The sequence below is a fragment of the [Clostridium] celerecrescens 18A genome, from assembly GCF_002797975.1.
Lineage (GTDB): Bacteria > Bacillota > Clostridia > Lachnospirales > Lachnospiraceae > Lacrimispora > Lacrimispora celerecrescens.
Window position 1 is genome coordinate 3207875 of sequence record NZ_PGET01000001.1, and the last position, 24914, is coordinate 3232788.

The 24914-nt window shown below is 44.5% G+C and carries 17 protein-coding genes; 1 reads left to right on the plus strand and 16 read right to left on the minus strand.

Annotated elements, in window-relative coordinates:
• Positions 1-12: 12 nt before the first annotated feature.
• The 16 genes from H171_RS14700 to H171_RS14775 all read right to left on the minus strand — a co-directional run bounded on the left by H171_RS14700 (position 13) and on the right by H171_RS14775 (position 23948).
• The gene (locus H171_RS14700; protein WP_242976968.1) at positions 13-1020 is read right to left on the minus strand and encodes an ABC transporter permease; all 1008 of its coding nucleotides are present in this window, start codon (positions 1018-1020) and stop codon (positions 13-15) included.
• Positions 1014-2522 carry a sugar ABC transporter ATP-binding protein gene (locus H171_RS14705; protein ID WP_100305824.1) on the minus strand — a complete coding sequence of 503 codons (1509 nt, stop codon included), beginning with the start codon at positions 2520-2522 and terminating at the stop codon, positions 1014-1016. The genes H171_RS14700 and H171_RS14705 overlap by 7 nt, the downstream gene beginning before the upstream one ends.
• A 52-nt stretch (positions 2523-2574) precedes the next feature.
• Complete coding sequence (locus H171_RS14710; protein ID WP_100305825.1) at positions 2575-3564, minus strand: sugar ABC transporter substrate-binding protein; 990 nt, start codon at positions 3562-3564, stop codon at positions 2575-2577.
• 533 nt (positions 3565-4097) lie between these two features.
• Entirely contained in the window at positions 4098-4793 is a 696-nt protein-coding gene (locus H171_RS14715) for a FadR/GntR family transcriptional regulator (RefSeq protein ID WP_100041241.1), read from the minus strand.
• A 212-nt stretch (positions 4794-5005) separates the two neighbouring features.
• Positions 5006-8146: an alpha-mannosidase gene (locus tag H171_RS14720; RefSeq protein ID WP_100305826.1), complete on the minus strand. Its 3141-nt coding sequence runs from the start codon at positions 8144-8146 to the stop codon at positions 5006-5008.
• Positions 8147-8166: 20 nt separating this feature from the next.
• The gene (locus H171_RS14725) at positions 8167-8988 is read right to left on the minus strand and encodes a carbohydrate ABC transporter permease (protein ID WP_100305827.1); all 822 of its coding nucleotides are present in this window, start codon (positions 8986-8988) and stop codon (positions 8167-8169) included.
• A gap of 12 nt (positions 8989-9000) precedes the next feature.
• Complete coding sequence (locus H171_RS14730; RefSeq protein ID WP_100307543.1) at positions 9001-9879, minus strand: carbohydrate ABC transporter permease; 879 nt, start codon at positions 9877-9879, stop codon at positions 9001-9003.
• A 238-nt stretch (positions 9880-10117) separates the two neighbouring features.
• A complete protein-coding gene (locus H171_RS14735) occupies positions 10118-11539 on the minus strand; it encodes an extracellular solute-binding protein (protein ID WP_100305828.1) in 1422 nt (473 codons plus the stop codon).
• Positions 11540-11831: 292 nt separating this feature from the next.
• The gene (locus H171_RS14740; RefSeq protein ID WP_100305829.1) at positions 11832-13088 is read right to left on the minus strand and encodes an ABC transporter substrate-binding protein; all 1257 of its coding nucleotides are present in this window, start codon (positions 13086-13088) and stop codon (positions 11832-11834) included.
• A gap of 3 nt (positions 13089-13091) precedes the next feature.
• Complete coding sequence (locus H171_RS14745; protein ID WP_157803167.1) at positions 13092-14603, minus strand: response regulator transcription factor; 1512 nt, start codon at positions 14601-14603, stop codon at positions 13092-13094.
• 22 nt (positions 14604-14625) lie between these two features.
• Positions 14626-16452: a sensor histidine kinase gene (locus tag H171_RS14750; protein WP_166433624.1), complete on the minus strand. Its 1827-nt coding sequence runs from the start codon at positions 16450-16452 to the stop codon at positions 14626-14628.
• Positions 16453-16722: 270 nt separating this feature from the next.
• The gene (cooS, locus tag H171_RS14755; protein ID WP_166433625.1) at positions 16723-18636 is read right to left on the minus strand and encodes an anaerobic carbon-monoxide dehydrogenase catalytic subunit; all 1914 of its coding nucleotides are present in this window, start codon (positions 18634-18636) and stop codon (positions 16723-16725) included.
• A 95-nt stretch (positions 18637-18731) separates the two neighbouring features.
• Positions 18732-19352 carry an undecaprenyl diphosphate synthase family protein gene (locus tag H171_RS14760; protein ID WP_100305833.1) on the minus strand — a complete coding sequence of 207 codons (621 nt, stop codon included), beginning with the start codon at positions 19350-19352 and terminating at the stop codon, positions 18732-18734.
• Positions 19353-19639: 287 nt separating this feature from the next.
• Positions 19640-21337 (minus strand): FAD-dependent oxidoreductase, encoded by a 1698-nt coding sequence (locus H171_RS14765; RefSeq protein ID WP_100305834.1) that lies wholly within the window; start codon positions 21335-21337, stop codon positions 19640-19642.
• Between the two features lie 28 nt (positions 21338-21365).
• Complete coding sequence (locus H171_RS14770) at positions 21366-22754, minus strand: cation:dicarboxylate symporter family transporter (protein ID WP_100305835.1); 1389 nt, start codon at positions 22752-22754, stop codon at positions 21366-21368.
• On the minus strand, positions 22755-23948 hold the full coding sequence (locus tag H171_RS14775) for a MalY/PatB family protein (RefSeq protein WP_100305836.1): 1194 nt from the start codon (positions 23946-23948) through the stop codon (positions 22755-22757).
• 276 nt (positions 23949-24224) lie between these two features.
• On the opposite strand from H171_RS14775, the gene H171_RS14780 reads away from it, so the two are divergent.
• Positions 24225-24707, plus strand: a complete 483-nt coding sequence (locus H171_RS14780) for a MarR family winged helix-turn-helix transcriptional regulator (protein ID WP_100305837.1) — start codon at positions 24225-24227, stop codon at positions 24705-24707.
• Positions 24708-24914: the final 207 nt, after the last annotated feature.

Consider the following 24914-nt stretch of genomic DNA (forward strand, 5'->3'; position numbering starts at 1 on the left):
AATTATGTAATATTACTTTTTGAGGGAACCTCTCTTTTTTAAGTAATCCACGTATACCGCTCCAAGGATTACGCATCCCTTTACTACAAACTGCCAGTAGCTGCTTATCTTTAGTAAGTTCATACCATTATTAAGAACACCGATGATCAACACACCGATCACGGTTCCGCCCATTGTACCGATACCACCGTTAAAGCTGGTGCCGCCAAGTACGGAAGCTGCGATTGCATCACGTTCAAAGCCTTCTCCTACGGATGGCTGACCGGAATACAGTCTTGCTGCCAGAACCACACCGGCTAAGGCTGCCATCACACCACTGATGATAAATACCCTTACCTGAATCCATCTGGTATCAACACCTGCGTACTTGGCTGCTTCCTTGTTTCCGCCGGTGGCATAGACATGACGTCCAAAGGAGGTACGGTTCATAATAAAATAAAGAATTACAAATGCAACGATTACAAATACAACCGGAATGGGAATTCCAAGGAAGCTTCCTACTCCCATGTTGTTGAATGTTTCGTTATTGGACTGTGCGGGCTGACCGCCTGTTAATATGTAGCTGACACCTCGTACGATAATCTGCATGGATAAGGTTACGATAAATGGCGGCAAAGTTGTGTGGGAAATAACATAACCATTGAAAAGGCCGATGACCGCACCAAATAATAAGGGGATCAGAAAGCAAAGGATTACCGGAAGTCCCGCATTCCCGCAGCGTACGGCGATAACACCGGCAGCCGCTACAACGGAACCAACGGATAAGTCAATGCCGCCGCAGATCAGCACGCATGTGATACCGAATGCTATAAAACCATTGACACATACCTGACGCAATACGCTGAGCAGGTTATTTTTTACAAGAAAGGTATCGGTTGTAATCGATAAAATAATACACAGGAATACCAACGCGATCATGGCCGCCATGTTGCGTTTCAGCCAGATCATAAAGGGATTGGTGTTCCAGAGGCTTGGTGCTTGTATCTCAGATGTCTCTGATTGGTTCTTCTTGCTTAACATGTTGTATGTTCTCCTCCCACTGCAAATGACATGATCGTTTCCTGTGTAGCTTCCGTCTCCTGCTGGTCTAAGATTCCGGCCAGATGTCCTTCCCTCATGATAGCAACCCGGCTGGAGTTATTAATGATCTCCGGAAGTTCGGAAGAGATCATGATAATGGAAACTCCTTCACTGGCCAGGCTGTGCATCAGCTTATATATTTCTGCCTTTGCGCCTACATCGATCCCTCGGGTCGGCTCGTCCAGAATAAGTACTTTCGGCTTTGCTGCCAGCCATTTGGATATAACGATCTTTTGCTGGTTACCGCCGGAAAGCTCTCCTGCCGTCTGTTCCACGGAGGCCATCTTAATAGAAAGCTTCTGCTTGAACTCATCTACAATATTCGATTCCTTTTTCTTGTCCACTCGTAGCTGATGTATAAATTCAGAAAGCACCTGGAATGTCAGATTGGTTGCAATGCTATGGCTAAGGAAAAGCCCCTGCTCCTTACGCTCTTCCGGCACCAGTGCGATGCCTGCTTTCATTGCATCCCTGGGTTTACTGATGGTAAGCTTTTTCCCTTCCAGCCAGATTTCTCCTGACTGAATGCTGTCAATGCCGAATAACGCCAGTGCCAGCTCGGTACGCCCCGCTCCTACCAATCCTGAGAATCCAAGTATTTCCCCTTTTCTCAATGTAAAACTGATATCAAATACCTTATCTGTTGTTAAATGTTTCACTTCCATGATGACGTCCCCGCCGATGACACGTTTGTTTCCATACATGTTGTTAAATTCACGGCCTACCATCATGCTGATTAATTCATTTTCTGTAGTTTCTTTTGTATCTCTGGTTCCTATAAACTTACCGTCACGGAGTACCGTTACCGAATCACAGACCTTAAAGGTCTCTTCCATACGATGAGAGATGTAGATCATCGCTACTCCGGCTTTTTTTAAATGGTCGATCTGTGCAAACAGATTGTCTGTTTCGCTTTTTGACAAGGATGCTGTGGGTTCGTCCAGAATCAGGATTTTTGCCCCTTCATTTACTGCTCTTGCAATTTCTATCATCTGCTGCTGTGCTACGGATAACCCCCGAATCAGCATCCCAGCATCCAGATCCAGTCCCAGCGCATCAAGAGCCTTCTGCGCCTCATGTTTCATTTTCCGGTAATCCACCAGCTTCAAATGGTTTTTGGGTTCCCGGCCAAGAAAAATATTTTCTGCAATTGTCATCTCAGGTATGTTGGTGATTTCCTGATGGATAAAGCTGACACCATACTTGCGGGCATCGTCTACGGTCTTTATGGAAGCTTCCTTCCCGTCCATGTAGATGATGCCCGAATCAGCACTGAAAATTCCGCCAAGTATTTTCATCAAGGTGGACTTTCCTGCGCCATTCTCTCCCATAAGAGCCCGGACTTCTCCGGGCTTTATGGAAATACTGACTCCGTCAAGTACTACATTGCGACCAAACGCTTTGGTAATATCTTTCATTTCAAAAACATATTCATTTGACATGTTTTTAACACTCCTGTTCTGCATTCTTCGCTACGGGTCAACACTTTACGGATTACTGATCTACGTTCTCTCCTGTAATAATAGACATTGGTACAACTACCTTCTCTTCAATGGTCTGTCCGGACAGAAGACGGTAAGCTGTTTCGATACAGGTTGTACCGATTCCTGCCGGATCCTGTGCTGCAGATGCTACCATTTCACCGGCACGGATAAAGCCTTTTCCTTCATCAGAACCGTCTACGGAAACAACCTTGGTTGCATCTAAGCGGCCTGCTTCTTTAAGAGCTGCGATGGCACCGCGTGCTGTCGGATCATTGATGGTGAATACACCGTCGATAACTGGGTTTGCGTTGATAAAGTCTACCATGATCGGCTGAGAATAATCGGACTTTGGCTTCTCAACGTCTTTGGTCTGAATGATTTCAATGTCTGGATACTTCTTTAATTCTTCTTCAAAACCGAACTGACGATCGTAGCAAACTTCTGTGGTACTATATGTAATTTCTACTACTTTTCCTTTACCGCCTAAAGAGTCTGCCAGAGCCTGTGCACACAGTTTTCCGGCTTCTTTATTATCAGAAACAACCGTACACTGAACCAGTTCCGGGTTCTTTACTGAGGTATTAAATGCAATGACAGGTATGTCAGCTTCCTTGCATGCTTCAAGGGTAGCACGTACTCCTTCAGAGTTGATCGCGGAAATACAGATAACGTCACAGCCCTGGTTGATCATATCTGCTACGTCATTCATCTGCTTATTCTGGTCACCGCCGGCATCCTGAATGATCAGTTCATCCTTTGATCCGCTAAGAGCTGCCTGCATGGCATCCTTGATCTGGATAAAGAACACATTGGTTAAATCCGGTGCAGATACACCGATCTTAATGGGCTCTCTGGTTTCCTCTGCTTTCGCTGCGGTTGTTTCTGAACCTGAGCTTGCTGCTGTTGTTTCCGTTACATTGCTTTCCTTTGCAGTGGAACCGCAAGCGCTTAAAGATAAGGCCATCATGGCTGATAATACAATTGCAGTAACTTTTCTCATAATAATCCACCTCTCAACATTTTTTCATTCTTTTGTAGCATACTTTGATTTGTTTTTGTTTTTATACCCTAGTTTTTGTTACAAATGTTTAAACCATTGTATGATATCATTCTCTATTGCGTTCCCGGGTTTGCATTTTTGTCTGCTGTCATACAATATCGCAACTAAATAATACATTTTTTATTGAATTTTGTCAATAGTATTTTTAAAATTATGCAAAACTAACAAAGGTCTGTCATACATTTCCCCACTCAGATTGTATTACATCTTTACCATATTCTGGTATTTCTCCCCTTCGGCCAGGATTTGGTATATATTTTCCTTCCCGAATCTTCTTATTATTTCGCTCTGGTTCTCTTTTAGGCAGGGTAGAAGTTCATCTATTAAAGTTATCTTTCCGTAAAATCAATTCCGGTGGTTCAAATTAAAAAAAATCAGCATTTTACCCAGTTTTGATGCGATACCAGATTTACATAAAAAAGAGCAGCTGAACGATCTTATTCCATTCGTTCTGCTGCTGCTTTTTCTACCTCTTATCGCTTAATAATGACATTCAAATCCGTGTTGATCAGGGAGATATGCCTCTTTGCATAAAGCTCCGATACCTCTTCGTCCCGCGCTTTTAAAGCTTCTACTATATTATGATGGGCTTTTATGGCATTCTGGGCATTTTGCGGTACCTGGAATGTCTTTAACCGGAAATCCCGGATGCACTCGTCAATCTTTCTGCTCATAAAAATCAGCATCTTATTTTTGCTGGCTTCCACGATCTGCCGGTGCAGCTTCTCATCATATTTTGCCATCCCGGCAATGTCCTCTTCCTCTACTGCACGGATAAACCGGAAATGGATCCGTTCAATCTGCTCAAGCTCCGCATCAGTGGCCCGCTTCGCTACGATCCTTGCACATAAGGGTTCCACGGCACTTCGGACTTCGATATAATCCTTTAATTCCACTTCATTTTTAAGGAACCATTCTGCCAGCTCTTCCTGACCCAGCTCTTTTTTACTGACCAGAAATGCTCCTCGTCCAGGTTTGATCTCCACCAGGCCACGGGCCTCTAGAATACGGAAAGCTTCTCTGACTGTACCACGCCCCACCGTCAGCTTCTCACACCATTCTTTTTCCGTAGGCAATTTTTGCCCGACTTCTATTCCGTCTGCTGCAGCAAATTCCTTCATACTGTTTACCACCTGCTGCACGATCGGAATTCTAGAAACCTCTTCCATTTATTCACACTCCCTCTTCTTCAAATTCATCTTTCGTCTAATATTCCATGATGTCATACAATCATTGTATCACATTTGAAAAAAACTGCAAACATAAACATTATTTTTTCTATTTTTTTCATACCCATCAGACAATCCAGTGGAGTGAATCTATTAAAAAAGGCCAAAGCAGAGACTTAAAAAAGCCTGCTGCTTCAGCCTGTAAAATAGGATTACCGGAACGTAACCTTCCATGTTTTGATCTCATAAGGATGAATTGCAAAAGAAGCGGTTCTGTCCTGATAGGATACCTCTGCCTCTTCCTCTTCCAGCATGTTGCATTCCATGATTCTCTGAATGTCCATTCCAAAGGTCATATTCCCGATGGTCCGTCTGTTGTTTGTCTCATAAAAGCGAAGGATGAGTTCATTCCCCTTTTGTGACTGCTTCACAACCTCAATGACAACGTTATCGGCATCCGCTTTTACCAGAGAAAATGCTCCGGGCAGCTGTCCTCCATCTTTCTCTTTTACAAGAGCTGTCATTGGATTATTCATGGCATAAGCCTTTTGTATTGTTTTTGCCGTTTTCCAGTCGCCCTTGTGAGGGTAGATGGAAAATACAAAGCTATGGTGTTCTTTATCTGCATCCGGGTTTGGATAAGTTGCCGATTTTAACATAGAGATTCCGATCTCACCGTCATGGACGTGACATCCGTACTTGCAGTCATTGATCATGCTGACTCCATAATCATCCTCTGAAACATCGATCCACTTATGCATGCATACCTCAAATTTTGCATAATCCCACATGGTATTGTAATGAGTCTTCCTTTTTACATTACCATACTGAATCTCAAAAGTAGCTTCGTCCGTATGAATATCAACCGGGAGAATTGACTTTAAGAAGATATGGTTCTCCTTCCAGTCGATCTCATTGCGAATAATAATTTCCGGACTGTTGTATAACAGGGAGATGTACTGTTCAATGACAGAGTCCAGATATCTTCTCTTTACACAAATTGTAGCGCGGACCGGGCCGTTTTCCACAAGTTCCATGCTGTTTACGTCTGTAATCTCCCAGGACTTTTCTACATAATAGTTGTTTACATCCCAGGCATCATAGTTGTGGGGTCTGTCTTCATAGGTCATCAGTACGTTGGCATGCCTGTTTTCTTTCAGCACTTCCCGTTCATTCTGCTTATCATAAATCGAAGAAATCTGCCCGTTTTCATGGAAGGTCACGGAGATAAATTCATTCTCCAGATGCCTCTCATCCGCTCTTAAGCCGGTATCACAGCTTCCTTCCCGCAGTTCAAAGGTCTTATAGCCCTTAGAAGGAACCTTGGAAGCACAAAACAGCCAGGAGCCATCGCCTGCCTTCTGCGCAGGAAACAGGATCTCTCCATCCATTACCCCTAAGTTCACCATATATTCCGGAGCTTGAAAGGATACGGCTCCCTCCCCTTCAAAACTGTTAGGATTAAATACCACCAGATTATCCTTGTGGCCAGACACACCCTCTAAAACATTGGAAAGGGCATGATCCACAAGCTCCCTTCCGGATTTCCCTATTGCTTCATATTCCTTTTTGGAATCCTCATATACCTCTTTAATGGAAGATCCGGGAAGGATATCATGGAACTGGTTTCTTAAGATCACTTCCCATGCATCCTCAATGGTCTCCCTGGGATAAGGATTCTGGTTTAATACTCCATCTAACATAGAGTAAAATTCTGCATTTTCAAATAAAAATTCTGATTTCCGGTTGAACTTTTTATTTCTTGCCATAGAGGTATAGGTGCCCCTGTGATATTCCAAGTATAATTCTCCGACCCAGGAAGGCAGATATTTTTTTCCTCTTACTTCTTTATCCAGCTTTTCAAAAAATGCCTTAGACGTACTCATCACAGTCTTTGGACAGCCTGGTATGCCCGTTTCAATTCTCCGCTGGTTTTCCAGCATATCTTTGGTAGGGCCGCCGCCGCCGTCTCCGTAGCCAAAGGACATTAAAATCTCATCATTTAGATATTTCTGGCTGTATCTGGCCCAGGCTCCTTTTACCTGGGAAGGATTTATGTATGCGTTATAGGTAGTGAAATGCTCGGTTTCTGTTCCGCCTTCCTCAGCTGCCTTATGATAGTCACGGCTTGGGCTGAAGTGGGTTAAAATCCTGGTTCCGTCAATTCCTTCCCACTCAAAGGTGTCATAGGGCATTTTATTGAATTCATTCCAGCTGATTTTCGTAGTCATAAAATATTTGATGCCGCATTTTTTCATGATCTGAGGAAGGGCGGCGGAATATCCGAACACATCGGGAAGCCATAAAATCTCATTGTCCTTCCCGAATTCTTCCCTGAAAAATTCCTTTCCATGAAGGAACTGGCGAACAAGGGACTCCCCGGAGGAGAGATTGCAGTCTGCTTCCACAAACATGCCGCCTTCTGTCTCCCATCTTCCTTCTGCAACACGTTTTTGTATCTCTTCATAAACCTCGGGAGCATGCTTCTTAACATATTTATAAAGCTGGGGCTGGCTTGACATAAAGATGTATTCCGGATACTGTTTCATCAGCTCCAGCACCGTGGAAAAGCTTCTTACCGCCTTATCCTCCGTAACCGCAAGGGTCCACAACCAGGCTACGTCAATGTGGGTATGGCCCACGCAGTAAACCGTTTCTTTGCTGTTTCCGCTATATTTATTATAAAATTCTTCCCTCATGTATTGCCGGGCTTTTTTCAGGCTTTCATAATATTCTTCCGAATATTCCTTTCTTAAGTCCAGAAGATTTAAGGATTCATTCACTGCATGAATGATGGAGAGATAAGCACTGTCACTGTCAGGAAGAAGCCTGGCGACCTGATAAGGAACAGAAATATCATAATAATACTGCTCTGTTTCCCTGTCTAACACCTTTATCCTGGAATCCATGACAAGCTTAAAATTCTGATCCCCGGTAAATGCGGATAAAACGATTCGAAACGTCTCACCTGGTTCTGCCTTTTCCGTCAGCAGTACCTCCCTGTGATTGACGTCAAGCCCCTGCCGCCTGAAACCATTGACATAAATGGTAAACTGGGGATTAGTGGCATCCCACAGCCCTTCTCTTCCGGTTTTTAACTCGTACACCACCCATTGATCCTTAAAATCCTTGGGAATGGTAATGACTGTTTCAAACCAGAAATATTCCCTGTGGCCACCCCACAGTTCTGCACTAGTAAGTTCCTCCCAGTCATCGGTACGAAGGTCCTGGACATTTAAAAAGCGTTCTCCGGATTTTAACATCCGGTAACTGGTGACAGGAACTTCTTTCGCATAGATAAGCTCCTTAAGATCTTCCACCAGTTTTCCAATCCGTTCTTTGATCAGTATCATTGTAATCTCCTCCTTATGCATCAGCCTTTGGCTGCGCCGGCCATATTAAAGCCCTTTGACATATAATTTTGTGACAAAATATAAAGGAATATAGAAGGAATGGCATAGACGGCCGAGTATGCGGCCAACTGTCCATATATTATCATACCATGCTGTCCGAAAAATTGATATAGGGTTACAGATGCCGGTAATTTATTTAGAGTCTGCAATAGGATATAGGGTATAAAAAAGTTGCCCCAGCTCCCTGAAAAGGTAAAGATGAAAACTACGCAAATCCCCGGAAACATTAAGGGAGCGATGATTTTTTGTATGCTTGCCAATGTGGACGCGCCGTCTACCCAGGCCGCCTCCTCCAGTTCTATGGGGACATTGTCCATAAAATTTTTCATGAGCCAGATTCCATAAGGCATGGAGGTTGCTGTCAAAAATAAAATAAGGCCCAATGTCTTGTCATACAGGCCAATGGTCAGGAACATCTTATACACCGGGACCATGACTGCCGTTATGGGAAGGGAGGTCATAAATAAAATCGTATATAAAAATATACTTTTATAACGAAGTTCATATCTTGACAGGGGATAGGCTGCCAGGCCTGCAAATAACACCACCAGGACCGACTGTCCAAAAGAAATGAGCAGTCCATTGGCAAATGCCCTCTGATTGGTCTGACTGGACAGGATCACCTTGTAATTATCAAGGGTCCACTGAGTGGGCACCTTCACCGCCTGAGAAGCGTTGCCGTCAAAGGAGGCCAGCACGATCCAAAGCAGGGGAAGGACAAATATAACTGCTAATAAGGTCAGCACCCCATAGGGCACCGTTTTTCTTAATTTCCAATACATGAAGCACCTCCTCTAGTCCTTTCTCATAACTCTTGTATAGAAAACACTGAGCACAATCCCGATCACAAGCAGAATCATGGAAATAGCTGTGCCGTATCCCAGCTGCTGGGAAATAAATGCCTGCCGGTACATAAAGATGGGAAGGGTCAGGGTTTTGGTTCCAGGTCCCCCGCCAGTCATCATGTAGATCAGCCCGAATACGCCCAGGGTTGATAAGGTATTCAGCATGGTATTTGTAGCTATTGTGTTCTTGATGCAGGGAAGGATGATCCTGATCATGGTCTGAAAAGGGCCTGCTCCATCCACCTTTGCCGCTTCCTCGATATCCGCCGGTACCCCATCTAACGCTGACTGAAAGTTCATCATGGAAAATGCAGTCCCATGCCATATGTTTGCTAAAATGACCGTTGCCATGGGAATGGCAAATAAGAATTCCACGGTGGGAAGGTGAAAAAAAGAAAAGATCTGGTTTAAGGTACCTTCATCTCCGAAAAAAGTGCTGCAGCATAAGGCTACAACCACCTCCGGCATGATCCAGCCTGCCAGGAAAACAGGACCTACGATCCCCCGGAAGATCCTGTTTCTGTTTCTCATGTTAAGGGCGATGAGAAAACCCAGGACCTGCTGTCCGATCAGGCTTCCAAGGAGAAAAACAAGGGTGTTGACAATGCTGATGCGTACGGTGCGGTCCTTAAACATGCTGACGTAATTGGACAGGCCGATAAATTTAAGCTGTTTTGCATTCTCCCCTGATAGAGCCAGGTTTGTAAAGGAATAATAAACAGTCAATAAAATCGGCATCACAAAAAATATAAGTAAAAGGACCATAGAGGGCAGAATTAATACTGATTTTCTTGCTTCCGCAAACAGCCGGCTGCTATTTTTATTCATGGTTTCCTCATTTCCGCCCTGCTTTTCAGGGCATATAGGTATCCCTGTAAGGGGTTTCCTCATTTCCGCCCTGCTTTTCAGGGCATATAGGTATCCCTGTAAGGGGCTTCCTCATTTCCGCCCTGCTTTTCAGGGCATATAGGTATCCCTGTAAGGGGCTTCCTCCGTTTGGATAAAAACAGGGAGAGCCAGGTGCTTTGCTATTGCACGTTAGCCCTCCCCTTCAAATCCTGAACGTTTATTTTGTCACGGTATTATCTGCGCCAACGCTGTTCGTCACATCTGATTTATACTGCGCCATTGCATCCTCAGGACTCGTACCAGATACAACCGATTCCACCATAGTCTGGATATGAGTAGTGACCGTTGAATACTGGCTGTTTCTTGGCCTGTAGAAAGCTCCGGATAAAAAGCCGGTGCACTTTTCCATAAAGGGCTGGGAAGCGTAGGTAGGATCTGCTGCAATATCAGTTCTGGTTGCAATATTTCCCTGGGCAATGATGGTATCCAGATAAATATCATAGCTCATGCAATGCTTGATAAAATCCATAGCCGCATCCTTCTGATCGGAAAGCTGTGGTATGGATAATGCCCAGCCGCCTGACATGGTGATGCTTCCCGGTTTCTGCCCCTCAGAGGTGGGCATGGCTGCGATGCCAAGCTTATCCATGTATTCCGGCCATGGAGCCGATCCTGTTTCCTTGTAATTTCCTGTCATCCAGTATCCGTCTAAGGAAATGGCAAGCTTGCCTCCCGGTAAGTATTCCCTGGAAGCAATGTTTCCTGCTTCTCCGTTTAACACCTTGGAAAGGGATGGCCCGTATCCTTCCTTATATATGGTGTTGATAAAATTCAGGGATTTTAAAATGTTTTCGCTGGATGCGATCCATTTGTCATTTTCATCTAAAAGCTGTTCTCCGGTCCCGTAAAGAAGCATTTCATAGGTCTGCATGGAGGTGGCTTCTCCGCTTGCTACTCCTGAATTGCACCAGAAAGGCACCACATCCGGGCATTTCTCCTTAATAACCTTGCAGGTATCCAGGATCTCCTGCCAGGTTTTTGGCTGCCACTCCGTATCTAAGCCGGCTGCCTTAAATATGTCCTTGTTATACCACAATCCACGGGTATCGGTACAGTAAGGGATCCCATACACGCTGCCGTCACTGTATGTAACACCATCTACCAGAGGTCCGTAGAAGGTCCCGTCATTCCATTCCTTATAGTCCTTTAAGTAGGCAGAAAGATCGGTAAGATAACCGGCTGCTACGTCAGAGGGAAGCTGGAACGTATCTTCGCAGACAATGTCCGGAGCCGTATCCGCTGATTGAAGTGCAAGCGCCACCTTTGCAAAATAATCCCCTTCTGAAGCAGTAATGGGGGCAATGTCAAGTTCAATGGAATCCTTTTTATCGTAAGTCTCATACGCATGCTCAAACCAGTTCTTTAAGGCATCGCTTCCACCATCCCGGAAGGTGATGGAAATTTTAGTCTTTCCTCCTGTGCTCTGGGTTTCCGCTGTTTTTCCGGTTTCCCCGGAAGCTGCTTCTGTCTTTCCCTGGGCTGTTGTTTCCGTCTTTGCCCTGGAACCCTGGCATGCTGCCAGGGAAAGAATCATGGACGATGCAAGCACCGCTGCTGCAACTTTCTTCATTTTCTTCATAAAACCCTCCCATCTCTTATTCGCCTCCCAGACTTCCTGGGAAGAAACATATACCTGTAAGGTAGTATCTTAGTCTACGCGGGCAACGAGCCGGATAAATATGCTTGCATGCTTATTCGGCGACTGCCGCGATAGCTATAAGTAACCCGTGAAGCGTGATCCTTATAGTGGTTAAGAGAATAATAGCATAAGAAAGTTTTACAGAGTATTCCAAAATTTTATAAAAGGGGTATAATTTTAACCTCAACAAGGAGTGAAGCGGATTGCGAATATCCGATTGACTCTTTTTCGCCTACCTTTCTAGAATGGCGTTCCTGATGTCACCCTGAAGCCTTTTAGAAACCTCCTCCGGTGTCATGCTCTTGTCTCCGAGAAAATCCGTTAGATTCCCTGCAATTCCATCTGATATGATAAACCATGTGGTGTAGGCATTTTTTAAGATACTCTGTTTTCTCTCCCGTTCCACAAATTCATCCGGAAGACCTCTTACCAGCCCGGGATTTACCTTTATATCCGTTCTTACGGAAAGGCAGTAGGTATTTTCGTAATAGCTTTTTATCACCTCCCTGGATGTAAGATAGTCCAGCAGTTTTATGGATTCTTCCATGTCCGCCGTTACTGTGATCCCGATGTTGTCTCCCTGCAGCAGATAAGTCTGCTTCTGGATATAAGGGATTTCCGCGATTTTATACTTACACTTCCTGTCCGAATTCTCCAGTATGGACATGGAGCTTAGCTCTGCAATGGCGATCTTCACATATCCCCTGGAAAACGCCTTCATTAGCTCCTTCTGATTCCAGTTGATCACATCCTGGTCTATGATCCCCTCATCCCTCATATTGCCAAGCATTTCATACAGTTTCATGCAGTTTTCCGTATCCAGGCTTCGCAGAGTTCCTCCTGCAGAATAGATCATCTGCAAAAAACTGGAGGCGATATCCTCTTTATTCTTCATGGCAAAACCGAAATTATAGGTGCCAAGGGTACTGGTTTCCCTGCACAGCTTAAGAAGCTCTTCCATCGTATCCGGTATGGCTGCATCATGCTTCCTCAAATGATCCTCATTATAAAATACCACATAGGGGTTGCTGGTAAAGGGTACGGAATAGCTGATGCCGTTTACTACCGTGCTGCTGTATGCATTCTTTAGATACAAGGAGGCTCTCTCCGCTGTCATGTAATCGGACAAATCCCTAAGTATTCCCATGGACTCAAGGGCAGGCGTCATGACGTTCTCACAGATGATCAGATCAGGGAGGTTATTCTGATCCTTATCAATACACAGCTGCTTTTGAAAGCCGGACTGAGAGACATACTGGATCCTGACCTCCGGATTCCCTGGCAGTTTAGAATATTCATCCACAAGCTTTTTTAAATAATCGCCGCTTTCATCCTCCTCGCTGACAGCCATAACCACAAGCTGGTCCCTTTTATCCTCCTCAGCTGCCACCTCATTGGATTCTCTGTAATATTTTAATATTACGCTGATCAATAAAAAGGAGACCAGCAGCCATAAAGAGATCAGAAGTTTTTGTACAGTCCTGTTCATATCTTAGAATACCTTTCTATAGTCTGAGGGCGACACTCCCATAATGGAACGAAATACCTTATTAAAATACTTCGTATCCTTATACCCCACCATTTCAGCTACCTCATGGATCTTATAATTGCCCGTCGCCAGAAGCTTTTTTGCAATGCTGACACGGAATTCCCCTAAAAATGTACAAAAGTTGATCCCCATTTCCCTGGTAAACAGCTTGCTTAAATATTCCGGTGTGATCCCCACCAGATCAGCCGCATCGGAAAGCGATACATCCTTATCATAATTCTGCCTTATGAATTCGATCACATTTAAGATCATGCCATTGCCGGTCAGAGCATCCTTTTCCCTGTCATCTGCAACCATATCAATCACTTTCCAGTAATTGTTCAAAAAGATTTCCCTGATTCCGGTTTTCATCATATCGTTTAACAGGTATTGGTAGAGGGCCTCAATGTCTTTGTTTTTCATCAAGTCCCTTGCGGTATTTAAGGAAGCCATAACAAAACGGACGGTATGGTTTTTGATCACCTTAGGCTCTTCCCTGCTTTGAATGACCATCTCCTCAAATTTCCTGGCATTTCTTCTGATTCCTTCCTTGTTTCCATTCCTTATGTCCCTTTTCACTCCCCGCTCCAAATATTCCGGATATTCCACCCGTTCAAAGGACAGATTCTTAACCAGTTCCCTGTCAATGACGCACTGGTCCTGAAATACAAAGGTATAGGAAAGATATTCCTGCATCTGCTTTAAAGTATCTTTAAGACTGGATAAACTTCCAAGTTCCCCGTAGCTGATGAGAAATTCTCCCTTCTCCTTCAGTTCCTTCAATATCTGGGTTTTAAATATGGCCTTTAAATACTTCACGTTCTGGCCGTCTGAAATCATGACAAGAATCTGTTTTTCATAGGGAAGCTTAAAGATGAAAAAGCCGGTCAGACAGATTGCGTCAAGGCTGTCTTTAAGGACTTCCGTCATCTGGTTCGTCGTATCCTCCAGAATGCTTTCTGACTGGATCAGAAACATGGAAATTACCTGGTCCTTTTGCTTTCGTATCTTTTCAGCAAATTGCTTTTGAACCATTTCCTCATCATTTCCGTCTCCCGTCAGGATGGAAAACAGCAGCTGTTCCGCGGAAACCTGCTCCACCTTATTCTTTGATAACTTTTTCTCTACGGTCCCAAGGACCTCTATGATGTCCTCCACATCAAGAGGTTTCAGCAAATATTCAGCTACGGATAACTGTATGGCGCGCTGGGCATATTCAAACTCCGAATACCCGGTCAGAAGAACTGCCGCCGTCATAATCCCTGCTTCCCTGATCTTGTGGATCATGGCCAGTCCGTCCATCTTTGGCATATTGATATCCGTTATAACCACATCCGGATGCAAAGATAACACTTTTTCAAGCCCTGCCTCTCCATCGCTTTCCCCTGCAACCACTTCATGTGACGTATACTTTTCAATGATTTTTATGATCCCGTTCCTTGTGTTTGGTTCGTCTTCCACAATTACCACTTTCATGCCCAAGTATCGTTCCCCCTGTCTATTCTTCAAACAAAATCTCAGCCGTTATTTTGGTTCCCCTGTCATTTGATTCAATAAAGAAATGCCCTTCTTCTCCATAATAGTATTTGATCCTCATAATCACATTCCGTACCCCGATACTCCCCTCAATGGTGCCGCTTGAATAATCATAGTGATTCAGTTCCCTGACCAGTTCCCCCTCCATGCCTTTTCCATTGTCCTCCACTTGAACCACCAGATGCTTATCTCCCATTTTTCTGATAGATACCGTAAGCATATCCTGTCCGTTATCGCCTGGAAACCCATGGATAATGGCATTCTCAATGAGAGGCTGGAACAACAGCTTGTGCATCTTTAAATCCAGGACCTCCTCATCCACATCCATTATGCAGTGGAAGGAAAAGGAAAACCTTTGCTGCTGGAGAAAGATATACTGCTTTAAATAATCAAGCTCACTCCTCACACTTACCACACCATTGCTTTTATGTACGCTGTAACGCAGAATGGATCCAAGATTTTTAAGCATTTTGCTGATTAAGAACTGTTCATTTTCTATGGCCATCCAGTTGATGGCATCCAGGGTATTATAAAGAAAATGAGGGTTGATCTGGGCCTCCAAAGCCTTTAATTCCGCATTTTTCTCTCGGAGAAGGGCTTCCTTTTCCATCTTTCCAGACTGGTCAATCTTTTGTACCATATGATTGAAGTGCCTTGCAATCTTTCCAAACTCATCCCTCCAGGTGTGCTCGATCTGCACCGTATAATCCCCCTTATAGGCTCTGTCCATGGCAGAGGTGATCTTTTCAACACAGACCTGTAAGGAACCTGCAAACTGGATCATAATAAGAATGCTGGTAATGATGATCAATATCGTAAGCAGAATGATCACCTCAAAGATATATTTAAAATCCTTTAAAGGCTCTCTGTAATCCCGGAGGCTGACCAGGACAAACTGGTTTTTTAACACAGGCTTTGTGTAAATGCTGTAAAATCCATTGTTCATGATCTGATGGGCTTCCACCGCCTGTCTGATCTTAAGTTCCGGCTGGGAAAACAGCTCCTCTTTGCAGTCTTCCCATTCTTCAAAGATGCCTGTCCCAATTAAGTCCGCCCTGGTACTGGAAAGGATGCTTCCATTGGCATCGCAAAGAAAGGATACATTGAATTCGCTTTCGTTTTCCTGGGAATAGGTTTCCCGGATATTGGTTTCGTCAAGGCAGATCAGTATGCTTCCAACCGTACCTTGTCTGTAATTATTAATATCAGCAATCCGGTGACCCAGATAGATGATATTTCTTTTTGTCCCGTTTGCCTCCTCCCGGTTTATGACATTGGAATAAACGGTCTGGGTGTTATGAAAGGTCTCATCAGTCACAGCCAGCCAGCTTTTATCTTTTTCCGGAAAGCAATAGCTGTCCATGGTGCTGTTGGTAATGGAATCATACAGAATGCATTCCTTTTTTTGTGTCACCACCGCAATCCCTAATATTTCCGGATGAAGATAGGAGATATTTTCCAGATCTTCTTCCAGCTGCTTCTTTAACAGATAATAATTTCTGGAATCCCACACATTCAGCTTTTCCAGCTTTAGGGCATATTCATTTTCCGTATAAATAGACATGATGATGCTGTCATATTCGGAAAAGAAATCTTCCAGCCCTTTCTGGGATAGCTTCATATTGCTTTCCACCAGAATATCCATCTGCTTTTTTATGGTGTTGGCGGCAATGATACAGGTTATGATTTCAATTACCATGACAGGGACGATCGAGACAAAAAGCAGGATGATCAATGTCTTTTTGGCAATCCCCCATCCTCTGTATCTGTTTACCAAATATTTGATCAAGCCATGTTCCCCCTTTGTTAATTTCTTCCAAATCTCTTCTTTTTTTGTATTATAACATAATTTATAAATTAGAATAGGATTTTCAGCCGGTCCGGAACAAAAAGAAGACCTTAAACAGTTATGAAATGGAAACATGGTGGCTAAACACCAATTCTGACTGCCCAATACAAAAAGAAGGCTTCTGTAAAAACGCCGAAGCCTTCTTTGTCTGCAAAGTCATTTATTCTTGTCTTTTCATCTTACAGGGTCATTTCATTTTCCGCTTGGAATCTAATTCAAGCCCATGTTCCGTCTTTTTTTCATGATGTGGTCTTCAATATCATTGGCTACCTGTACCGGGTCATCACCTAACGCCACTTTGCCTCCGGTCAGGCTCTCCACATCTTCTGTAAGCAGTTTTACAAGCTTTGGTGCGCCGGTGATAAATGGAGTGGGGGAAAGATGGGTATAGGCCCCGTATGCTATGGCAAATAAGCCATCTATAGTGGCCTTCTGTTCCATCCACTCCGGTGCAGTCACCGCGATGGGCAAATCAGAAATATCGGCATCCAGATGGTCGGCCAGGGCCGTTACAAGCATGGAAATTCTTCCTGTATCCGTGCAGGTTCCAAAGCTTAACACAGGAGGGATCCCCAAAGCCCTGCACACTCCCTGCAGACCTTCTCCGGCCTGATCGATGGCTTCTAAATTGCACATTCCCGCAACCTCTAATCCATGGTTTCCGCACCCCCCTGCAACTACAAGGATGTCTTTTTTAATCAGTTCTTTTGTTAAATTTACCGTATTCCAATCCTGAGGTCCATTTCTTAATGTGGAACAGTTTGCCAGGGCAACAATTCCTTTTAACTGTCCATTTGCAATGACATCCACCAGATTATTTAAATCATTTCCGATTGCATTTAATACTGCTTCCGTGGAAAATCCGGCAATGGCTTTTTGCTTGTATTTTGGAACCATGGGCTTAATCTGGTCATGCCTTTTCTTAAAGTTCTCAATGGCAACGTTAATGCACGTCTCCGCCATTTCCTCTGCCTTGCCCGGATAATATGGCATCTTATGCTCTGTGCCGGGAACACCGATAATCGTGCTGACGCTTACAAGCGCTACCTGATATTTTTCCGCATATTGATCGATGGCAGGCGGAGAACAGTTTTCTTCCATTACAAATGCATCCACCGTCCCTGTTGCTAAAAACGGTTCAATGGATAACCAGTTACCCATAAGGCCCACAAACACATCATCCATTTCAAATCTTTGCAGCAATTCTTGTCCGGTCTCAATGGAGCCTACGATATGAATTCCCTTTGCTCCGGCCTGCCTTGCCATATCCTGATACTTCTGCATCCTTGCCTTCTGTAAAGCAGCAACTCCAATCCAGGGCTGATGTCCATTAAATGCAATATTTACGTAGTCAGGATCCATAATTCCCAAATCCACATCCACTTCATGAGGCATCGGCGTTCCAAATAGTATATCCTGGGTCATTTCGAGGCCAATCTGCGCAGTATAAATCGTGGATAGACCTAAGCGCAGAGCTTTTGTTGCCAGGGAAACGTAATCGCCATCTACGTTGGTAAGGCAGCTTGCAATGCTGTTCTGTACTTCGTGTTCAACGCCTGATGGGTAAATGTGTAAGTCTTCCCAAATCTTTTTTCGTTTTTTCGGTGAAAAGACTTCTACCATAACACTTTTCTCATCAGGGCTTATTTTCATCTCCCGGTCAAGAAATTCTGCAAGGCTTACAGCCATCTGGTTCACATCCTGGTTTGTATTGATCCCTGTTTTTTCACACATCCATTTTAATTTGTTAACGTCCGTAATCTGAAAAACAGTATTGCCTTTTCCTGTTTCTTTTAAGGTCCGGAAGGCCTCGTAAGCATGATGGGCATAGGTGGCAGCTCCCATAATGTTTCGCATAAGAAGATTTCTCATGGCCATGGCATCCGGGCCAATTCCGCAAACACCCTTTTCCGGCCCCTTCTGTTCATTGATTCTGCAAGGTCCATTGGTACATAATTGGCAGCTTAATCCCTGCAGGCAAAATTTGCATCGTATCTTTTCCTGCTCGTCCCATCTGGAAAATACGCTAGATAATCCGTCATCCCTTATCCTCACCAGCATCTCTTCCACGGAGTCATGATAGCTTACCCGTCCTTCTGTCTTTTCTAAAACCGTCTCTGGCATAATTACCTCCATTAAAATATCATTCAGTCAGTAGTATGCCAAATTTTAGAAACCCTATTCTATTTGCATCGAATCAGACGGTCCGCTCCAAATCATTAACCTCCCAGAGTCACATCCTGCCTGGAATACCATTCAATGGCATCGTATACGTGCTGAGGCGTAAAATCCGGCCAGTAATCATCGATCACATACATATCTGAGTAAACGGACTGTACCGGCAGGAAACCGGACAGCCTTCTGCGGCCTCCCCACCGGATCACCAGATCGATCCTGGAAACATCGGCGGTTTTTAATTTAGGGCCTATGGCTCCGTCATGAAGTCCCAGATCCCACTCCCAGCTGTAATTGACTAGAAAATTGATCTTCATTCCTCCATTGCCGAACTGGTGCCTGTTGGTATATGGCTTCAGCTCCTCCGGAAACATTGACGTTGTTTTTCCCAGAACCAAAAGCTCGGCATCTTCCTTAGACAATTCCTCCACGGCTTTTACGCACGCCTTCGAAAAGGCTTCCCTCTGGATTGAGGGACGCTTTGTATTGTCCACGGTAAAGCCGTAAAAGGTCATTTCATTAATCCCAAGTTTTTTGCAAAGGTGGTAAAGGACCATTCCAGGGGATATTCCATTGTCATACCCTGCCTCTTTCCCCATTCCTTTTCCAAGGGCCCAGCGGCGGTTGCCGTCTGGTATGATCCCGATGTGCTTTGGAATTCTCATATACGTTCCTCCATTTTTCCTGCTATATTTAAATTATATAGAAAGTATAGCCAATTTTTTCTCTTCCATAATTCTCCTTAAGTAAATCTTGTTGGATGCAGGAGATGTGGAGGAAATGTTCTGGTATCTGGAGATCTAGCAATACAGCCTGGCAGAAAATAAGGACATCGGGAAAGCGGAAGAGAATTGCTAACGCTTAATTGAAAGAAATGAATAGGTGAATGCCCCATAAAAACTGACGGCATGCCCCTCTTCCCAGGGCACACCGTCCAACTCTTAAATGACTTTTATAAAAAATTATATTCCGTTAGTATCTTTTCCCGTCCTGTAGTCATATCCGTAAAGTATTCATAAAAACTGATTCCCAGGAAGGAGCCAGAAATGTTTATGATATTGTCAAAACCGCGGCCCTTTAACGCCATAGCTGCATTATAGCTTCTCTGGCTGGTCCTGCAGTGCAAATATACCGGCCTGTCATGAGGAATTTCTGATACACGCTGCCTGAGTTCACCTAAGGGGATATTCACGGCTCCAATGAGATGACCCATCTCAAACTCGTCACGGCTTCTCACATCGATGATGCATGCTTTGCTCTCCACCAGTTCACGCACTTCACTTACATGAACCTGTTTAAGGGCACCGTGCAGGACATTGAGTGCCACCAGCGCAGCCAGATTAACCACATCCCTTGCTGTGCCGAACACCGGTGAGTAGCAGAGTTCCAGTTCTTTTAAATCCTCTAGTGTTCCGTTCATGGCAATAAGGGTTGCGATAACATCGATCCGCTTGTCTACATTGCCCTTGCCGATGGCCTGGGCTCCCAGGATCTTTCCCGTTGGTACCTCAAATACAAGCTTAAAGTGCATAGGAGAACTGCCGGGCATCAGGCCTACCTTATCCATGGCCATAGTGTAGACCGAATCGCATGGTATATTATTTGCTTTTGCAGTTCTCTCATTCAGGCCTGTAGCAGCAGCGTTCAACTGGAACAGCCTGACAGCGCAGGAGCCAATGACTCCGTTATACCTGGTGAACATGCCATACATGGCATCAGCGGCTGCCCTTGCCTGGCGAAGAGCCGGACCAGCCAGAGGAAGCCTGGTCGGTTTGTGGGTCAGACGCTGGTAGACCTCGATGGCATCGCCCACTGCATAGATATGAGGGTCACTGGTGCGGTAATCCGGCGTCACCTTGATTGCACCGGTCTCACCGATTTCCAGCCCTGCCTGCTTTGCCAGCTCTGTCTCCGGCAGTACGCCAATGGAGAGCACCACTGCATCGCAGGGCAGCTCCCTGCCTGAGTTTAAGATCACCTTATCCTCAGTGATAGCCTTAACGCCGTCACCTACAGCCAGTTCCACGCCCTGATCATAGAGCTCTTTTTGCAGAATCTGGCTCATATCATTATCAAAAGGTGCCATGATCTGACCGGCAGCCTCTGCCACAGCTACCTGCTTACCTGCAGATTTCAGATTTTCTGCCACCTCAAGGCCGATAAAGCCGCCTCCTATTACAACCACACTGCAGATCTCTTCTCTGGCAACATATTGATCCAGCTCTGCAATATCATTCACATTGCGCACTGTAAATACATGAGGAAGAGACACTCCCTCGATTGACTTCGGCCGGATCGGATATGATCCTGGCGATAGCACCAGTTCATCATATGATTCTTCATATTCCCGGCCGGATACACTGTCTTTGATCCGTATTTTCTTAAGGGTGCGGTCAATGCCGCACACCTCACTGTTAACACGCACCTCGATATCATAGGAATTCTCAAATCCCTCCGGCGTCATCAGAACCAGATAATCCTTATCCTCCACGGTCCTGCTTAAATAATAGGGAAGTGAGCAATTAGAAAAGGATACATGCTCTCCCCGTTCAAATATGGTTATGGACGCATCTGCATCCAGACGCCTGATTCTGGCTGCGGCGGACGCACCGCCGGCAACACCTCCCACAACAAGAACACGTTTACCCATGATCACACTTCCTTTGTAATTATTTTCTTTATGAATCTCCTTTTGCTGAAGAAGGCTTCTTCTCCAGGTTCAGCGACTTGTCATTATACACTGTCATATCTATATTATTGGTCAGTTTTGCAGCTACCAAACCGGTCACCATACCATCACTGACATTCAGGGCAGTTCTGGCCATGTCGATCACAGGCTCAATTCCTACCAGCAGACCTGCAATACCAACCGGGAGTCCAAGTGCGGATAACACGGTGATACCTGCAAAGGTTGCGCCGCCGCCTACACCGGCAATACCAATGGAAGCAAACGTGATGATGACTACCATCAGAATAAAGAAAGAAGGGGTAATTTGCTGGCCCACAGCAGGAGCCACCATGACTACCAGCATGGCAGGATAAATAGCCGCGCAGCCGTTCTGTCCGATGGAGGTACTGAGGGAACCTGCCAGGTTGGAAACTCCGTTATCCACGCCCATCTCATCTGTCAGGGTCCTGATGGTCAGCGGCAGGGTTCCTGCACTGGTACGGGAGGTAAATGCAAATACCAGGGTTGTCATGGCCTTCTTAAAATATGTAAGAGGGCTGACTCCCACGACAGCCAGTATCAGTCCGTGAATGATGAACATGATAAATATAGCTGTATAGGAAGCAAGAACAAATGTTACAAGCCGCAGGATGCTGGTATAGTCACTTCCCGCAATGGTCTTGGTCATCAAGGAGAAGATGCCGAATGGAGTCAGCATGATAATCATCATGACCACTTCCACCACCAAGGTATTCAGCGAATTCATTAGTTTTCCGAAAAACTCCGCCTGTTCCGGGGCGTAGGTACGTACCCCGATTACTCCGATTCCCAGGAATGCTGCAAAGAGCACCACAGAAAGGGTTGCATTGCTGCCCTGTCCGGTCAGGGCATAGATCGGATTGGATGGAATGATATCAATAATGGTATCTTCAATGGAAAGGCCCTCTTTCGCCTTCTCTTCCAGCTGGGAAGTCTTCTTGCTCTCAGCCTCGCCAATCTCCAGACCCTCTGCGCTGACGCCAAATGCCTTAGCGGTAACACCGCCTACCACTGCTGAAATTGCTGCCGTTGACAGGAGAATTACCAGTACAAGAGCTGTGATCTTGCCAAGGTTCTTGCCTGACTTCTGGTTAATGATCGCACACACGATGGATACAAAAATCAGCGGGATTACCATCATCTTTAAAAGCTTGGTATATGCAGTACCCACCAGGCTGATCCAGCGCAGGCTCTCAGAAACCGCTGCATCATCTGCCACTGTCTTTAAGATCGCTCCAAATATAATACCGCCGAACAGACCGGCTATTACACGTACATTAAAAGATTTGCCTTTTTTCTGCAATACAAACAGAACACCCAAATAGATTAAAAAACAGATTACACTTATATAAACAGCCATTTATTCCCCCACCTTTTCTTTGATGTTTTTAATTATGCTCTCGACAGCAGTAACAACATTCTTTGTATCAGTAGCCAGGTTAATCCGGATAAATCCGTGTGCCATGAGGCTGAACCACTCCCCAACGTCGCAGGCAAGACGACACTTGTTCTGGATAAAACCGGCAGTCTCTTCCCCTGTGAGATAGCCCCTTAAATCAATCCAGGACAGATATGTTCCCTCAAGAGGCGTAACCACGATCTCTGGAAGCTCTCTTGCAAACTCTTGTTTCATATAATTGTAATTGTGAATAATCAGTGCCTTCACATTCTCAAGCCATTCTTCTCCTCCCCGGAAAGCGGCCTCCACGCCTGCAACACCCATGAGGTTGACTTCCGGTGAACCAATGCTTTTGATGTATGCATCATAGGTTTCCATTAACGGTTTGTCAAATATGATTACATGGGAGTGAATCAGCCCGGCTAAGTTAAATGTCTTGGACCCCGCATTTAAGGTGATCAGAATATCCTTATACTTACCGTTTCCGACCAGGGCGGAGGATACGAACTTCTTCTCCTCATAGGTAAAATCCTGGTGAATCTCATCGGAAACCACCAGCACCCCATGTCTGCGGCAGATGCCGAACATGGTATCCAGCTCCTCCTCTGACCATACCCGGCTTACAGGGTTATGAGGGGAACACAGGATGAACATCTCTACCTTGTTGTCCATGATTTCCTTCTCAAACTTTTCAAAATCCAGGGTATAATAACCGTTGTTGTTATCAAGCTCACAGGTTACAAGCTTTCTTCCAGTATTCAGTATGGCATCATAAAATGGGTAATATACAGGGGGGCAGATAATAACGGACGCATCCTCTTTGGTGTATGCCCTTACAGCTGCATATAAGGATCCCACCACTCCGGTAGCAAACCTTATATTTTCCCTGGCAAGTTCCACATTATGATGCTTCATCTGCCATGCAAAAAAAGAATCAAAAAATGCATCCTCTACCGTGCCATAGCCAAACACGCCGTGCTCCACGCGCTTGACCAAAGCCTCCCTTACTGCTGCCGGCGACTGGATCTCCATATCGGCAACCCAAAGGGGAAGCAGGTCTGCATCTCCAAAAATTTCCTGAAGTGAGTCCCACTTTAATGTACCCGTTCCCCGTCGCTCCACACAATTTTCCCTACAGAACTTCTCAATGTCCATGAAAATACCATCCTTTTCGTAGTATAAGCAAGCTATTGCATAATATTGTTCACTAACTGAACTATATTATAAAATACTTAGTACATATTGTCAATATATTTTTAATTCATTTTTAATAAATAGGGCATTTTTTACATAATTTGTTTATTTAAAATTATTATAGTTTATTCACTTAACAATATTTCCCGTTTTGTTTGAAATAATATATTGAAGCCCTATTCTATATATGGTACTATTACATGTACAAACATCATCAATTGGAACAGGAGCATTTATATGAGTCATATTTCAGATATAAACAGTGCATATCAGAAGTTGAATGCACGGGCGGATACCTTGTATGAATTTATCATCTTATATCACAATTACATCTATGCCCATCATACATATGAGAATGAAAACTTTAACATGATGGAGATACACACCCTTACCTACATTGACGACTCCCCCGGGATTACCGCCACTGAGCTGTCAAAGATATGGCACAAAAGCAAAAGTGCCATTTCCCAGGTCATCAAGAAGCTGGTTGACTCCGGATATATAGAAAAACGCTACAAAGAGAATAATGAAAAATCCGTATGCCTGTATGTGACAGAAAAGGGACAGAGACTTTCCTCGGTTCACAAAGCTTACGATGTAGCAGACATCACACAGACCACCTCCTATCTGATCGAACAGTGCGGTGAGTCAGACCTAGATGCCTTTTACCGGATTGTTGAAAAGTATAATGAACTTCTGAAATCTGATCTGGAATCTTAGGGATATCAATTGTCAATTATATAAGAACAGCAAAAAAGCTGCAAGATCTATACCGTAAGGTCAGATTGAGCAGCTTTTCTCATATGTTGCATTCTTAATGTATTTTAAACATCAAAAGGGGCCGTGTACGAAACTGCCGGTACCACAACCCCCTTCGACTGTCATATATAGATGTTACATGTAATATCTTTAAATTGCCTCACCTTC